The 15716-nt window shown below is 34.5% G+C and carries 17 protein-coding genes; 9 read left to right on the top strand and 8 right to left on the bottom strand.

Features of this window, described 5'->3' with window-relative positions:
• Window positions 1-28: 28 nt before the first annotated feature.
• Window positions 29-1666, bottom strand: a complete 1638-nt coding sequence (locus ACJJVP_RS13645) for a PorP/SprF family type IX secretion system membrane protein (RefSeq protein ID WP_405414371.1) — start codon at window positions 1664-1666, stop codon at window positions 29-31.
• 84 nt (window positions 1667-1750) lie between these two features.
• On the opposite strand from ACJJVP_RS13645, the gene ACJJVP_RS13640 reads away from it, so the two are divergent.
• Window positions 1751-2293 carry a SixA phosphatase family protein gene (locus ACJJVP_RS13640; protein WP_405414370.1) on the top strand — a complete coding sequence of 181 codons (543 nt, stop codon included), beginning with the start codon at window positions 1751-1753 and terminating at the stop codon, window positions 2291-2293.
• 69 nt (window positions 2294-2362) lie between these two features.
• Complete coding sequence (smpB, locus tag ACJJVP_RS13635) at window positions 2363-2824, top strand: SsrA-binding protein SmpB (protein WP_405414369.1); 462 nt, start codon at window positions 2363-2365, stop codon at window positions 2822-2824.
• Here smpB and ACJJVP_RS13630 read toward each other — a convergent pair.
• A complete protein-coding gene (locus ACJJVP_RS13630; protein WP_405414368.1) occupies window positions 2821-3462 on the bottom strand; it encodes a protein-L-isoaspartate(D-aspartate) O-methyltransferase in 642 nt (213 codons plus the stop codon). The genes smpB and ACJJVP_RS13630 overlap by 4 nt on opposite strands.
• 146 nt (window positions 3463-3608) lie before the next feature.
• Between ACJJVP_RS13630 and ACJJVP_RS13625 the strand changes: the two genes are divergently transcribed.
• Genes ACJJVP_RS13625 through ACJJVP_RS13595 form a run of 7 tightly spaced genes read left to right on the top strand, consistent with a single transcriptional unit; the run spans window position 3609 to window position 9808 of the window.
• Window positions 3609-4583, top strand: coding sequence for a Gfo/Idh/MocA family protein (locus ACJJVP_RS13625; RefSeq protein WP_405416201.1), 975 nt, complete (start codon window positions 3609-3611; stop codon window positions 4581-4583).
• Window positions 4580-5470, top strand: coding sequence for a 3-hydroxybutyryl-CoA dehydrogenase (locus ACJJVP_RS13620; RefSeq protein ID WP_405414367.1), 891 nt, complete (start codon window positions 4580-4582; stop codon window positions 5468-5470). Before ACJJVP_RS13625 ends, ACJJVP_RS13620 begins: the two co-directional genes overlap by 4 nt.
• A gap of 23 nt (window positions 5471-5493) precedes the next feature.
• Window positions 5494-6147, top strand: a complete 654-nt coding sequence (locus ACJJVP_RS13615; RefSeq protein ID WP_405414366.1) for a YggS family pyridoxal phosphate-dependent enzyme — start codon at window positions 5494-5496, stop codon at window positions 6145-6147.
• A 40-nt stretch (window positions 6148-6187) separates the two neighbouring features.
• The gene (locus ACJJVP_RS13610; protein ID WP_405414365.1) at window positions 6188-7555 is read left to right on the top strand and encodes an exonuclease domain-containing protein; all 1368 of its coding nucleotides are present in this window, start codon (window positions 6188-6190) and stop codon (window positions 7553-7555) included.
• A gap of 1 nt (window position 7556) precedes the next feature.
• Window positions 7557-8414, top strand: a complete 858-nt coding sequence (locus ACJJVP_RS13605) for an ion transporter (RefSeq protein ID WP_405414364.1) — start codon at window positions 7557-7559, stop codon at window positions 8412-8414.
• Complete coding sequence (gene miaA, locus ACJJVP_RS13600) at window positions 8407-9327, top strand: tRNA (adenosine(37)-N6)-dimethylallyltransferase MiaA (RefSeq protein ID WP_405414363.1); 921 nt, start codon at window positions 8407-8409, stop codon at window positions 9325-9327. Before ACJJVP_RS13605 ends, miaA begins: the two co-directional genes overlap by 8 nt.
• A complete protein-coding gene (locus tag ACJJVP_RS13595; RefSeq protein ID WP_405414362.1) occupies window positions 9320-9808 on the top strand; it encodes a gluconokinase in 489 nt (162 codons plus the stop codon). The genes miaA and ACJJVP_RS13595 overlap by 8 nt, the downstream gene beginning before the upstream one ends.
• A 51-nt stretch (window positions 9809-9859) precedes the next feature.
• On the opposite strand, the gene ACJJVP_RS13590 is transcribed toward ACJJVP_RS13595, so the two are convergent.
• The 6 genes from ACJJVP_RS13590 to ACJJVP_RS13565 all read right to left on the bottom strand — a co-directional run bounded on the left by ACJJVP_RS13590 (window position 9860) and on the right by ACJJVP_RS13565 (window position 15662).
• Window positions 9860-10573 carry a response regulator transcription factor gene (locus ACJJVP_RS13590; RefSeq protein WP_027067244.1) on the bottom strand — a complete coding sequence of 238 codons (714 nt, stop codon included), beginning with the start codon at window positions 10571-10573 and terminating at the stop codon, window positions 9860-9862.
• A gap of 6 nt (window positions 10574-10579) precedes the next feature.
• Window positions 10580-12163 (bottom strand): sensor histidine kinase, encoded by a 1584-nt coding sequence (locus ACJJVP_RS13585; protein ID WP_405414360.1) that lies wholly within the window; start codon window positions 12161-12163, stop codon window positions 10580-10582.
• Between the two features lie 83 nt (window positions 12164-12246).
• A complete protein-coding gene (gene coaE, locus ACJJVP_RS13580) occupies window positions 12247-12831 on the bottom strand; it encodes a dephospho-CoA kinase (RefSeq protein ID WP_405414359.1) in 585 nt (194 codons plus the stop codon).
• Complete coding sequence (locus ACJJVP_RS13575; RefSeq protein WP_405414358.1) at window positions 12828-13793, bottom strand: hypothetical protein; 966 nt, start codon at window positions 13791-13793, stop codon at window positions 12828-12830. Before ACJJVP_RS13575 ends, coaE begins: the two co-directional genes overlap by 4 nt.
• Window positions 13793-14800, bottom strand: coding sequence for a glycosyltransferase (locus tag ACJJVP_RS13570; protein WP_405414357.1), 1008 nt, complete (start codon window positions 14798-14800; stop codon window positions 13793-13795). Before ACJJVP_RS13570 ends, ACJJVP_RS13575 begins: the two co-directional genes overlap by 1 nt.
• Before the next feature lie 55 nt (window positions 14801-14855).
• Complete coding sequence (locus ACJJVP_RS13565; RefSeq protein WP_133672896.1) at window positions 14856-15662, bottom strand: enoyl-ACP reductase; 807 nt, start codon at window positions 15660-15662, stop codon at window positions 14856-14858.
• Window positions 15663-15716 lie beyond the last annotated feature (54 nt).

Here is a 15716-nt window from a genome sequence, read left to right as displayed (position 1 = left end):
ACTAATAATATGATAACGGATAAGTTTTCTACTCACCCGTTACTCTGAAGATCCATATTTTATCAGTGTATTTTCCTCCAAGTTTGGAATCTCTAGCTTCTCTTGCATCTTTTATGAAATTGTATTTAGCCAGGTACACATAATTATATTTATTCTTTTGTCTAAAGAAAGATTTAGCATCAATCCCTTTCTTATGCATATCCGCTAAGAAAGCATCCAAGTACTTTTTAGTACCAAATACATTTGCTATTAGGTAATATCCAGGCTCTAAAGAACCCTCTTTAGTTACTTCTTCATATTTCTCGCCTGCTCTTACCTTTACAACTTCATTTCTCATTGCCAGGGCTTCACTTTGTGCAATTGAATCTTGTCTCTGCTTTTGGGCTAGTGCAACAGCAGCAGCCTCCTTCTTCATTACTGCTGCTATTGAATCTTGCTGCTTCTGCTGTTTTAAAGCATTAGCAGCTGCTATTGCTTGTTCTTTTCTTGCACTTTCTATAGAATCTCTTTTTCTTCTAATATCTCTCCTAGATTCCTTAACAACCAATTTAGAAGTATTCGTGGCATTTTGAATGGAATCTTTAATTCTATTACTTTCTATAAGAGCTAAACGCTCCTGCTTTTTTGATTCTCTTTTAAGAGCTAACTTTTCTGCCTTAGTTAGTTCATTAGACACTATAACGTTTTCTTCTTGCTTAATAAGCGCTTGCTCTTTTTGCTTTTTCTCCTCTGCAATTAATTGTTCTTCAAGTTTTTCTTTCGGAGTTTGTAGTGTTCCTAATTTATAAGATGTTACCAATTCAAATGAAGGGTCTTGACCTTTTAAATCTGTACTTGTACCCACTTCTACTAAGGCACCAAAAGAGAAACGTTTGAAGAAACGACCTCCTACACCACCAGAAAAGCCGTAAAAACTATTATAACCTGCTTGCGCCCAATATTTGTTTGTTGTTAACAATGCCATCATTCCCACTTGATTGTCCAGTCCCGGAATAGTCTTATAGTACAGCATAGGTCTTAAAACAGAACTATTATCCGTACTCAATACACTAACAGGAACATCATAACTTACCAAAGCTTGAAACATTCTATCTTCAGGACTTGTATTTCGTTCATTAGAAGAGAAATTATAGTCAAATAAATTCTCAGATACTAAGCCAATGTTAAATCTATCAATACTCAAATTAACTCCTGGCGCCATCTGTAAAATAAAATCGTTTTCTGCAGAAGTCTGTATTGGGTTAGGCACAAAAAAACGATCATCCGCCAGCTTCTGCTGAAAAGCAAATACGTTTAGACCGACCCCTAATACAACTCCTTCACTTAATTCTATCGCATGAGCATAATTGAGTGCTGCACCTGTATTTAGAAAAATTCCTGTATTGTGCTGAAAAAAACCTACACCAGCAGCAGAAACATCATTAAGTCTTGCTGTATAATTTAAAAATAATGAAGTTGGATCTCCGTCATAAGTTTGCCATTGCCATCTAGCCCACAAAGCCACTGAAGAAGGATTATTACGATCTAAACTATATGCCGGATTAATTAAACTCCCGTTATACTCGGTTAAATTTTGTTGTCTAAAATCTGTAGGAAGTACGACTTCTTGAGCCTTTAGACCTAGAACTACAAAACCAATAAGAAGCGCCCCACAAAATTTTTTCATATGCAAAAAAACAAAAAATAGACTATTTATAGTACTATTTTGAAGTAATTTTAGTTATTAAATTAATACACCAAACAAAATTTCATGAAAGCATTAAAAATTGTTCTTTTAATTTTTCTGGCAATCAATCTTTCTTGCAAAGATGAGCCGGTTATCGATACATCGCAAGAAGAAACTTCAATTTCGACATTTTATCTTATAAGACATGCCGAAAAGAATAGAAATAATCCTGATGATTCCGACCCTGAACTCAACCAAAAAGGCTTAGGTAGGGCTATGCATTGGGCAGAAATTCTTGCCGACACGGAGTTGAATGCTATTTATTCTACAGACTATAACAGAACCGCAATGACAGCAGCACCTACTTCTGTTAAGCAAAATATTGATGTGCAGTATTACGACCCTAGCACTATTGACATTGCTCAATTTAAAGCCGACAATTTAAATAGTAATGTTTTAATCGTTGGTCACAGTAACACTACTCCTGAATTTGTAAATAAATTAATTGACGAACAAAAATATTATGACATTGATGATAATGAAAACGGAACTTTGTTTATCGTTAAAATCATTAATGGCTTATCTTCAGTAGAAAAACTAATTTTCAACTGTAACTGTCCAGATTAAAATAATATCGTTAGCAATAACTTTTAAAAGGCTAAGACATTCATTCAAATGTTCTTACTTTTGCCTGTGATGCATAATACAATAAACATTAAGAACAAAAGAGCTCGTTTTGAATACGAGCTTTTAGATAAATATACGGCAGGTATCGTTTTAGCGGGTACCGAAATCAAAGCTATCAGAGAAGGTCGCGCGTCTATTTCAGAGAGTTTTTGTGAATTCAATGATAGAGATGAGCTATTTGTTATTAACATGCAGATAGACGAATATTCTCATGCATCTCACTTTAACCACAAACCAAAAGCTGCGCGTAAATTACTATTACAGAGAAGAGAACTTAAAAAACTCAGTAAAGAAGTAAATACCTCTGGTTTAACCATTGTACCACTTCGTGTATTTGTAAACGAAAGAGGCTTTGCTAAAATGCAAATTGCATTAGCAAAAGGTAAAAAACTTTATGATAAAAGAGAGTCTATAAAAGACCGCGACAATAGGAGAGATCTTGATCGTATAAAGAAGAATTTTAACGGCTAGTTTTTATTCTCTAACAATGGTACAAATCTAAATGAACCGTATTCTGTCTTAGAGAATTCCTTTTCTGTAGTTCTCACGAACAATGTCATTATCTGTTCTTCAAAACCTATTGGTATTACCAACCTACCTCCTACTTTTAATTGTGATAATAATGCCTTAGGTACTGAAGGTGCGCCTGCAGTCACAACAATCCTATCAAACGGTGCTTCTTTAGGCAAACCCTTATACCCATCTCCAAAGATGACCTGCTTAGGGCGGTAACCCATTTTCTTGAAGAAAATATTAGTCTTTTTAAATAATTCCAACTGTCTTTCAATAGTGTAGACTTTTACCTTTAATTTTAAAAGTACTGCTGTCTGATAACCACTACCTGTACCAATTTCCAAAACTTTTTGCCCTTGCTCAAGTTCTAATAATTCAGTTTGAAAAGCAACGGTATACGGGTGAGATATTGTTTGGTTCGCAGCAATAGGAAAAGCTTTGTTTTGATAGGCATGCCCCTCAAAACTACTATCTATAAATAAGTGTCTAGGTATTTCTCTAACAGCATCCAGAACACTTTTATCAGCTATTCCTTTGTCTATCAATACTTGCGCTAAATGGTTGCGCATTCCCCTGTGTTTTAAGGTATCTTTCAATGGTAGTCGGTTTGTCCTTCAAAGTTAATAAAGTTCTTTAAACGACGGAAGAACCAACGAAAACTTATATTTATTTTTTCTAAAATTGAAATCTTGCATAGGATAAAAGTACCTAAGTATGCGTATTTTTGAGGAAAACGAAACAAATGTTAAAAGTTGGTGTTTTAGGAGCTGGGCATCTAGGTAAAATCCACCTTAGACTTCTAAATGAATCTAAAAAATATGAACTCGTTGGTTTTTACGATGCCGATAGTTCTAATGGAGATAAGGTTAGCTCGGAATTTGGATATACTTATTTCAAAAGTCTTGATGATTTAATTAGTGCCGTTGATGTCGTTGATATTGTAACCCCTACCCTTTCGCATTACGATTGTGCAAAAAAAGCCATCGAAAAAAGTAAGCATATTTTTATTGAAAAACCTATTACACACACCCTAGAAGAAGCTAATTCACTACTTGAACTAGAAGAGGAATATGGAGTAAAGGGACAAGTGGGACATGTGGAGCGTTTTAACCCTGCATTTACTTCTGTAAAGCACGCTATAAAAGATCCCATGTTCATTGAAGCCCATAGATTGGCTGAATTTAACCCTAGAGGTACTGATGTGCCGGTTGTTCTAGATTTAATGATTCATGATATTGACGCTATTCTAAGTGTTGTAAATTCTGAAGTAATACAGGTAAACGCTAGCGGAGTTTCGGTTATTAGTCAATCTCCAGATATTGCTAATGCCAGATTAGAGTTTGCTAACGGATGTGTAGCGAATTTAACGGCTAGTAGAATCTCTTTAAAGAACATGAGAAAATCTCGTTTCTTTCAAAAAGACGCTTATATATCGGTAGATTTTCTTGAGAAGAAAGTGGAAGTCGTAAAAATGAAAAATGCTCCTAAAGAACCGGGAGATTTTGATATGATTCTACAAAACGCCGAAGGTATCAAAAAACAAATTTATTTTGAAAACCCATCTATTGAGGCCAATAACGCTATTCTAGATGAGCTAGAATCTTTCGCAGACGCTATAAATAACAATACAACTCCTGTTGTAAGTTTAAAACAAGGTACACAAGCGCTAAAAGTTGCTCTACAAATTATTGCAGCATTTAATCCAAATAAAATATGAAGACAATTGCAGTTATAGGTGCAGGAACAATGGGCAACGGAATTGCCCATGTATTTGCCCAAAACAAATTTCAAGTTCACCTAATTGATGTTTCTAGAGAAGCTTTAGATAAAGGTCTTGCCACCATAGCCAAGAATTTGGACAGAATGGTAGCTAAAGAAAAAATAACGATATCCGACAAAGAAAATACACTAGCAAATATCAAATCTTTTACAGAATTGAAAGCAGGTGTATCAAAGGTAGATCTTGCTATTGAAGCTGCCACGGAAAATGTAACCATCAAATTAAAAATTTTTAAAGAGCTTGATAATTTCTGTGATGCAAATACTATTTTAGCATCAAACACTTCTTCTATTTCCATAACTCAGATTGCCGCAGCTACCAATAGACCTGAAAAAGTTATTGGAATGCATTTTATGAATCCGGTTCCCATAATGAAATTAGTGGAGATTATTAGAGGCTATAGCACTTCTAACGAGACCACAACCTCAATTATGGAGCTTTCTAAAGAATTAGGAAAGATACCGACAGAAGTGAACGACTACCCTGGTTTTGTTGCTAACAGAATTTTAATGCCTATGATCAATGAAGCTATTGAAACATTGCATCATGGCGTTGCAGGTGTTGAAGAAATAGATACGGTGATGAAATTAGGTATGGCGCACCCTATGGGTCCGTTACAATTAGCGGATTTTATAGGATTAGATGTTTGTCTTTCTATTTTAAACGTGATGCATGACGGTTTCAAAAACCCTAAATATGCACCATCCCCATTACTTGTAAATATGGTAATGGCAGGAAAAAAGGGAATAAAATCTGGCGAAGGATTTTACGATTATTCCGCAAACAGAAAAGCTGAAGTTGTATCAAATCAGTTCACTAAATAAAGCATTCTAGAATTGAAGTTCATATGTCTATAAAAGAAAACCTATTAGCCATTAAAGAAACCATTCCTGATACCGTAACCTTAGTTGCCGTATCTAAAACAAAACCAATGTCATTTATTCAGGAAGCTTATGATGAGGGACAACGTGTTTTTGGAGAGAACAGGGTTCAAGAAATGACAGAAAAGTGGGAGAACCTACCAAAAGATATTGAATGGCATATGATCGGTCATTTGCAGCGCAATAAAGTCAAATACATGGCTGAGTACGTTTCTTTGGTTCATGGGGTTGACAGCCCTAGATTGTTGGCGGAAATTAATAAACAAGCAGAAAAACATAACCGTACCATCTCATGTTTACTTCAGGTACATATTGCCGAAGAGGACACAAAATTTGGGTTTAATGAAGAAGAATTACTTGAATTGGTAGCCAACGAAGAATTTAAGGCTTACAAAAATGTAAAGATTGTAGGTCTAATGGGCATGGCAACCTTTACTGATAATGACGATCAGGTTCGCAAGGAGTTCAGCGGTTTAAAATCACTTTACACAAAACTTAGTAATAACTATACCGATTTTACTACCCTCTCTATGGGTATGAGTGGTGATTATAAAATCGCAATTGAAGAAGGCAGTAACATGGTACGTATAGGAAGTAGTATCTTTGGGTCTAGAAATTAATATCTAAAACATTACTACCCCACAAATTATATTATAATACATGTACGCAATTTTAGATATTGAAACTACCGGAGGAAAATTTAATGAAGAGGGAATCACCGAAATTGCTATTCACAAATTTGATGGACAAAAAGTAGTTGACAAATTCATTAGCTTAGTAAATCCGGAAAGGGATATACAACCTTTTGTGGTTAAACTAACAGGCATCAATAGTAAAATGCTTAGAACGGCACCTAAATTTTATGAGGTTGCCAAACGTATTATTGAGATTACGGAAGATACCGTAATTGTAGCCCATAATGCCCAGTTCGATTATAGAATTCTAAGAACCGAATTTAGACGTTTAGGCTATAATTTTGAACGCAAAACCCTTTGTACCGTAGACCTATCTAAGCTTTTATTACCAGATGCGGAATCATACAGTTTAGGTAAATTGGTACGATCCCTAGGTATACCGGTAAGTGATAGACACCGCGCTAATGGTGATGCTTTGGCAACCATAAAATTGTTTAAACTGTTACTTGCCAAAGATTCTGAAAAAATAATCATTAAAGACACTATAAGAAAAGAAACCCAAGGTGAACTTTCTGAAAAACAATTGGATATTGTGCGAGACCTACCGAACAAAACCGGAGTCTTTTATATGCATAATAAAGATGGAGACATTATTCACCTTAGTAAAACAAGCGATATAAAAAAGAGGGTCAATCAGATATTTACCAAGACCAATGATAAATCTAGAAAGCTAACCAAGGAAACCAAGAAAGTTACTTTTGAACTTACGGGTAATGAACTTGTAGCTATTTTAAAGGAACATGAAGAACTTTTAAAACTAAGACCTAAATACAGTAGCATTCCTAAAAAAAGAATGTATAGCCACGCTATTTGCAAAAGCGTAAACGAAAATGGTTATTTTTCTTTAGACATTAAACCTTATAGAGAATGTAAAGAGCCATTAGGGCTTTTTAACGGTGTATTCAGTGCTAAGAATTATTTGTATAAAATTACCAAAGAATTTGGTCTGTGCGAAAAAGTAAACGGTATCAGTGAAGCTCGAAACAATTGTTCCGGCTATGATGATGGTAATTGTAAAGGCGCATGTATAGACAAAGAAGACATTGAAGAATATAATAAACGAGTTATAGCTGCAACTACACAAAACAGCATTAAGGCTAATAAAGTTGTTGTGGTTGACAAGGGTAGAGAAATTGGGGAACAAAGTGCTATTTTGCTTAAAAATGGTTCTTTAGTAGGCTTCGGATTCTATGATTTGAACTATCAAATAAATAATATTCATATCTTAGAAAGTATAATTACACCAATGAACGGTACTCGTGATGCTAATTATCTTATTGAATCTTATTTGAGAAAGAAGCGGGTACTTAAAATAATTGAAATAAACGATTAGTTTGAAGGAAGACGAAAAACTATCACCTTGGAAACATAAAATTCATGAAATAATTTATGAAGCAGATACCCCTATGGGTAAATTGTTCGATATTATTCTCTTCATAATTATTATTTTCAGTGTTATTCTTATCATGCTAGAAAGTGTAAAAGCTATTGACGCAGAATACCATGAAATTCTATTTGTACTTGAATGGATCGTTACCATTTTCTTTACCATTGAATACATAGCACGAATTATTTCTATAAGAAAACCTAGTGCCTATATATTTAGTTTTTATGGTATTATAGATTTCTTATCTACTATACCGCTATACATTTCCTATATTTTTGCGGGATCACAAGTACTTTTAGCCGTTCGGGCATTTAGATTACTTCGCGTGTTTCGAATATTAAAATTAGCACGTTTTCTTGGCGAAGCCTCACAATTAAAAAGAGCACTTAGAGCAAGTAGAGCTAAAATTACCGTGTTTTTATTTGCCGTATTAATCGCGTCTGTAATGATGGGTACCTTAATGTATTTAATAGAGGGTGATGAAGCTGGTTTCACTAGTATACCGACTAGTATTTACTGGACAATAGTTACACTAACCACCGTTGGTTATGGAGATATTGCACCTATAACGCCACAAGGTCAAGCGATTGCAACAATTATTATGCTATTAGGTTACGGCATTATCGCTGTACCCACCGGTATGGTTACCGCCGAGTTTTCGAAACAAAACAAGGATACTCCCGACTTGAAGACCTCTGGTAGTTATGTTCATATTAATACGCAATCTTGCCCAACCTGTAGCAAAGAAGGTCATAGAGACGATGCTACCCATTGTTACAACTGTGGATCTATATTAAATGAATAAAATTCTAATCTCTATAGTTGGTCCAACGGCCATCGGTAAGACCAAGTTGGCTATAATTTTAGCCCAACACTATGAAACCGAAATCATATCAGCCGATTCCAGACAGTTTTTCAAAGAAATGAATATAGGTACTGCTGTACCAAATTTAGAAGAGCTATCTCAAGCAAAACATCATTTTATTCAACATAAGAGTATTACCGAACAATACACCGTGGGTGATTTTGAAAGAGAAGCCATTCAAAAACTATCCGATCTTTTCAAAATTCATGATGTCGTAATTATGGTTGGTGGTAGTGGACTGTATGTAAATGCCGTTACAGACGGATTAAACAACTTCCCTACTGTAGACCCATCGATTCGTGAAGATTTGAATACCGAATTGGCAGAAAAAGGTATTGAAGCTCTACAAAAGAAGTTAAAACAATTAGACCCAACATATTTTGAAAAGGTAGATATTTATAATCCCCAAAGAGTAATCAGGGCGTTAGAAGTTACCATTGGTAGCGGTACTCCCTATTCATCGTTCTTGAACAAACCAAAAGCAAAAAGAGCATTTAAAGTTCTTTCTGTTGGTCTGAAAGCTGAGCGACCTTTGATCTATGAACGCATAAATCAACGTGTAGACCTTATGGTTGAAGCCGGACTTTTAGAAGAAGCTAAAAACTTAGTTAATTACAAGGACTATAATGCTTTGCAAACTGTGGGCTACAAAGAACTTTTTAATTATTTCGATGATGAATGGATCTTAGAGTTCGCTATATCTGAAATAAAGAAAAATACACGAAGATTTGCTAAAAGACAACTCACTTGGTTTTTAAGAAACAAGGACACCAAATGGATTGAGTATAATTATACACCTAAAAGTCTTTTACAAGAAATTGATAATGAAATTGTAAATTTAAAACATGGTTAAAAAGCAAATCTTATTCTTAATGGGTGTTTCCGGTAGTGGCAAATCTACCATTGGTCAATTGTTAGCAGAGAAATTACAATTTCCTTTTTTTGATGGTGATAGTTTTCATCCAGAAGCGAACGTGAAAAAAATGAGAGAAGGTCATCCATTAAACGATGATGATCGCCAGGGTTGGTTAGAGAAACTTAATGAGGTAGGTATTGAAAATTTAGAGACTGGCGCTGTAATAGTTTGCTCTTCCCTCAAAGAAAAATACAGAACTATACTTGGCAAAAAATTAGAGAACAAACATCAATTTGTTTTTTTAGATGGTAGTTTTGAACTCATAGAAGCCCGACTAAACAAACGAGAAAACCATTACATGCCAAAAGGCTTGTTGCAATCTCAATTTGATGATCTTGAAACTCCAAAAGATGCACTTACAGTTTCTATAGATCAAACTCCCAATGAAATTGTAAAGGATATTATAGAAAAGTTATAAAACAAAAAAGCATCCCAGTAGGATGCTTTTTTATAATAGTTCTTAGTAAGATTACTCTCCTTCAGTCTTTACAACCAAACGGAAACCTTCACCATGTATGTTCAATATTTCAACTGTATCATCAACCTTAAGATACTTACGTAGTTTAGCAATATAAACATCCATACTACGAGATGTAAAGTAGTTATCATCTCTCCATATCTTAGTCAGCGCAAGCTCTCTTGGCATTAAATCATTTTCATGTAAAGCCAACAAACGCAATAACTCATTCTCTTTTGGAGAAAGCTTAATTGATTCTTCATCTTTATATTTCAAGAATCTTAATTTAGAATTCAAGTGAAAACCACCAATTGTAAATTCAAATTTCTTGCTATCCGCCAATCCGTTAGAAGCTTTTCTTTGAAGAATCGCTTTTAATTTCATAAGTAGAACTTCAGAATCAAAAGGCTTGTTCAAATAATCATCTGCACCAGCTTTATATCCTTTAAGAACATCTTCCTTCATTGTTTTTGCCGTCAAAAAAACAATTGGAACATTCTCATTCTTTTCACGAATTTCTTTCGCTAACGTGAAACCGTCCTTATAAGGCATCATCACATCTAAAATACAGATATCATAATTATCTTTTTTGAACTTCTCAAATCCTTCCATTCCATTCTTGGCCAAAGTGACATCAAAGTCATTCATTGACAAATAATCCTTCAATACAATCCCAAAATTTGGGTCATCCTCTACTAAAAGTATTTTCTTGTTTATTGTTTCCATATATTTTTATATTAACGGCAGTTTTATGTAAAATGTACTTCCTTTTCCTTTTTCACTTTCGGCATATACTTCGCCTTGGTGGTCTTCTACTATTTTTTTAACGTAAGACAATCCTAATCCATGTCCTTTAACGTTGTGCAAATCTCCTGTGTGCTCTCTATAGAATTTTTCAAATACTTTCTTGACCACAGCCTTGCTCATACCAGCACCCTGATCTTGCACTTTTATTATAATATAATTTTTAGCTCTTTCTGTAAATACATCAATTTTTGGTGCTTCTTCAGAATACTTGATCGCATTATCCAACATATTTACAATAACATTGGTAAAATGCATTTCATTAGCTAACACTTCACATCGTTCAGCATCTAAATGTGTGTGTATATATCCGCCCCTATCATCAACTATTAATTGAACGTGAGTAATAGCGTCTTCTATAATGTCGTGAACGTTAACCCTATCCTTACTAATATCAAGCTGATTTTTTTCAAGTTTAGAGATTCTTAATACATTTTCTACTTGAGCATGCATTCTTTTATTCTCATCTCTAATCATCTGTAAATAGCGCAAAACCTTTTCTTGATCGGTAATTATCTTAGGGTTTCTAATCGCTTCAACCGCAAGATTAATAGTCGCAATGGGAGTTTTAAACTCATGCGTCATATTATTAATGAAATCTGTTTTTATTTCAGATATCTGCTTTTGACGTATCAACTGATAAATTGCCCCTGCATAAGCTACCACTATGATAATGGTAAATAACAGTGAAAGAAGCGCCAGACCTAAAATAGACTGTACCAAGAATCGTTTTTTCTTTGGAAAGGAAACTAACAAATCAAAATTTGAGACTCCTTCAAAATCTACAAACATGGGAGATTTATAAATGTTTGATTCTGCATATTTAAATTTGGAAGATTTCACCTTGGTCGGTAGACCATTGCTATACACTCCATACTCAAAAGCAATATCAACACCTCTGTTCTCCAATTCTCGTTGCAGCAACAATTCAATTTCTTGCTTGGAAACACGCTTGTGAATAGGTACACGCTTGGCATGAACCATAAACATTTCATCCATGGCAGCCTTTTCCATTTTGTTAAGACCCCCAATTTTTTCAATCCTTTGAATAGGATTAAAACGTGGCGTATTACTTTCTATATCAAAATCTGCCCTAAAAATAGAGGTAGTTCGTTTACTGGTAAAATTTTTAATGATAGTGGTATCCGCACCATCACTACTATCAAAGAACGTAGACGAAATACCATAATCTTCTTCTAATATACCGTGTTCATACAGTAATATTTCATTAGAATTGATATCCCTATCAATAAAGAAAAAATTAGTCAGCTGAGCACCTTTTAGCTCTCCTCCAATACTATCCTTTGCATGTAAATACCTATCAAAGTAGTTTTTAGATTCTCTTTCGGTAATTTTATTGGTGACGCTGTTCAATGCTTCTGAAACACTGCTAGAGAATTGTTCTTCTCCACTATCTATGGATTTGCTAATCCAGAAACTTTGAACGAAAATCAGACCAATAAGTGAAAGGCTCATTAAAACCACTAAGAGCACAAATAACTTTTTGTTCATTGGGTGTTAAAATTAAAGATTTAACAGTTAGAGGGTAGTACGTTTAACCTAACCTTAACAAAAATGTTAAAATTGCTAAATTACTAACAGTCAGAGAGGATAGATGCGTGAACTTGTAGCACTTTTGACCTAGTTCTTTCTAAGTCAGTATTTTCAATTACATAATTGGCTAATTCTAATTTTGTTTCATCATCAAGTTGATTGTTCATACGTGCTTCAACCTGCTCTCTTGTAGTGTTATCCCTATCTAACACACGATTGATACGGACTTCTTTGGGAGCGGTTACCAATATGACTTCATCATAGAGTTCTTGAGCCTTATTTTCAAACAACAAAGCTGTTTCTTGAATTACATAGTTTGCATCTTGATCATTAGACCAATCTATAAAATCTTGCCTCACCACAGGATGCACTATATTATTGAGTTTTGCCAATAACTCTGCATCATTAAAAACTTTACCAGCTATATATGATCTGTTTAACGCACCATCCTTAAAAGCCTCTTTACCTAATAAAGCAACTAATTGGTCATGAATAACTTTGGAAGTATTCATTAAGAATTTTGCCCGTTGATCCGAATCATAAACCGGAACACCTAACTCTTTAAACATAGTAGCTACCGTAGATTTTCCGCTACCTATTCCACCTGTTAAACCTATTATCATCATTCTCTTCGAAGTATAAATTCAACTTCATTTGTGCTGATTACAGCATTATTTAAACTTCTTGGATATTTTACCAATTTTACGGACAAGGTATTCTCATTCTCTTTTGAGAGCGTAGCATAATCTGCCTCTACAGAAAAATCTCCTACTTCCAATTCCTTTAAATGCTCTAAAGTACCCTGACACCGGACTTCAACTATTTCTGGAAAAGTACGAACCTTAACATTTTCTGGTAGGTTGATTACCTGAACAGGAACTTCTATTACTTGTTCAGAAAATTTAACCACCTTACCAGAGAGCCTAACTTTTTTATTTGAAAAAGTTGTTCCTTTTAATTGTTCCGGTAATTGTAAGGCGATTTCATTTGAGAATGCAGTATTTATATAATCAGACTTAAACAATGTCGTTCTTATTTGTTTTATAGTATCAATTTGACTTTTAGGACCTGAAATTTGAATTGAATCCGGCACTACTTCAATCTCCCCTTCCAGAATGTGGTTTGATGCAAAGGTCATATCTACCATTACTTTTACTGGTACCTTCTTGGTTTCTAAAGATGTAAAATCAAAATATATAGCATCACTATCAAAATCTGTTAGTATGCTATAATTATTAAGCTGAGATTCTAACTGAATTCTAATTTGATCTGATGTTAAATAGTAGGCACCGTCTTTATGCATCACCTTACTAACATCTAACTTTACCTGCTTGGGTTTTAATTCATATCCTAAAAATTGAAATCCAGCTGCTTGAAGACGTACTTCAATTTCATCTTTTGGAGTATTTGCCAATAAGAATTCGTCCGGAACATTTACATATTCCACTTGAAAAGTGGTGTTATTTGTATAGGTAAGCGATAACTTATTAATTAACCAAGCAAGTGAAGCACACAACAAGAACACAAGAAAGACTTTTACCTTTCTTTTCTTTAGTCCTGTTTTTATCCACTCTACTAAACGTTCCATCAATTCACTCTAAAAAATAATTTCGGAAAAATTTCCTCTGGCTTTTTATTTGAAGAATTAATATACAAGGTTGATTTTAAAAATCCGTATCCATATCCAAAAAATTGTATCGCTGTTGCCACCAGTGATAAAAATGCCACTTTTAAATTACGAGTTTTGAAAAGCGCATCTATAAACAAAACTAAAAAGTATGTTGAATATATAAACCACGGAATCTTGAAACCTACAAATGCCAATAATACCGAAATCACAAATCCTAAACAAAATACAGTTGGAAACCAATAGGTAATCTTCTTGGTCTCCGGATGCCACTTATTCAATATAGGGCGTACCATACCAAATTTATTCACCTGAATATAAAATTTGTTCCAGTCTATTCGCCTTTTATGATACACAAATGCTTCTGAAATCAATTTAGTTCTATACCCTTTATTCCAAATGCGTATGGTTAGATCTGGATCTTCACCGGGGTGAATATTTCCATAACCGCCCACTGTACTAAAAGCTTCTTTAGAAATACCCATATTAAAGCTTCTGGGCTGAAATTTATCTACTGATTTCTTACCACCACGAATTCCTCCTGTTGTCAAAAAAGAAGTCATAGCATAGTTAATTGCTTTTTGAACGGTAGAAAAAGATTCATGTGCCGCATCCGGTCCGCCGTAGCAATGCACATAATCTTCTTGTAAACTCTTTTCTGCTTCCACAAGGTACTGCCGTGGTAAAATACAATCAGAATCCAATACTATAAAGTAATTACCCTTTGCCCTAGCCATACCATAATTCCGAGAATCTCCAGGACCAGAATTTGGCTTCTTGTAATATGAAATAGCTAGATCATCTACATACTCACCTATGACTTCTTCAGATGAAATAGTAGAACCGTCTTCGACGATAACCACCTCAAAAGTTTTGTCATAGGTTTGTAAACGTAGACTACTCAACAGTTCCTTAATTTCGTTGGGCCTATTATATACTGGAATGATAAAAGAAAACGATAAGTCCATTTTTACGCTCCTTAAATGAATAGGCTCCAATGAAATTGGAATATTAAAATCTTGATTAAAACTTCTCTATAACTTCTTGACTAACTCCTGTATTAGAGAAACCACCGTCATGAAACAAGTTCTGCATGGTTACCTTTCTGGTAAGGTCAGAGAATAAGGTAATAGTATAATCAGCACAATCTTGAGCTGAAGCATTACCTAACGGAGACATTTTTTCCGCATAACTGATAAAGCCGTCAAAACCTTTTACCCCTTGTCCGGCAGTTGTTGCAGTTGGTGATTGAGAAATAGTATTTACACGTACGTTTTTCTCTTTACCAAAGAAATAGCCAAAGCTACGGGCAACAGATTCTAAATACGCTTTGTTATCTGCCATGTCGTTATAATCCGGAAATGTTCTTTGCGCAGCCATGTAAGTCAAAGCAACAACACTTCCCCACTCGTTCATAGCATCCGCTTTATAAAGTGATTGCAATACTTTATGAAAAGAAAGCGCAGAAACATCCCATCCTTTAGCCGTAAAATCATATTTTTCATCTGTGTAAGCACGACCTTTACGTACGTTAACAGACATACCTATTGAATGTAATACGAAATCTATTTTTCCTCCTAAAATTTCAACTGCCTTTGCAACTAAATTATCCAAGTCTTCAACACTTGTAGCATCTGCAGGTATAATTTCTGAACCTGTTTCTTTTGCCAATTGGTCTATCTGACCCATTCTCATAGCAATTGGGGCATTTGTTAAAACAAAAGTACCGCCTTCTGCGTGTACCGTTTGAGCTGTTTTCCACGCAATAGAATTTTCGTCTAATGCTCCAAAAATAATTCCTCTTTTACCTTTTAATAAGTTATATCCCATGATGGTTGATTCTATAGTTAGATTTAAAATTCAAAGATATCCAAAATATGTTAA

The sequence above is a fragment of the Maribacter sp. Asnod1-A12 genome, from assembly GCF_045063735.1.
Taxonomy (GTDB): Bacteria; Bacteroidota; Bacteroidia; order Flavobacteriales; family Flavobacteriaceae; genus Maribacter.
This window is presented reverse-complemented; position numbering and strand designations above follow the sequence as displayed.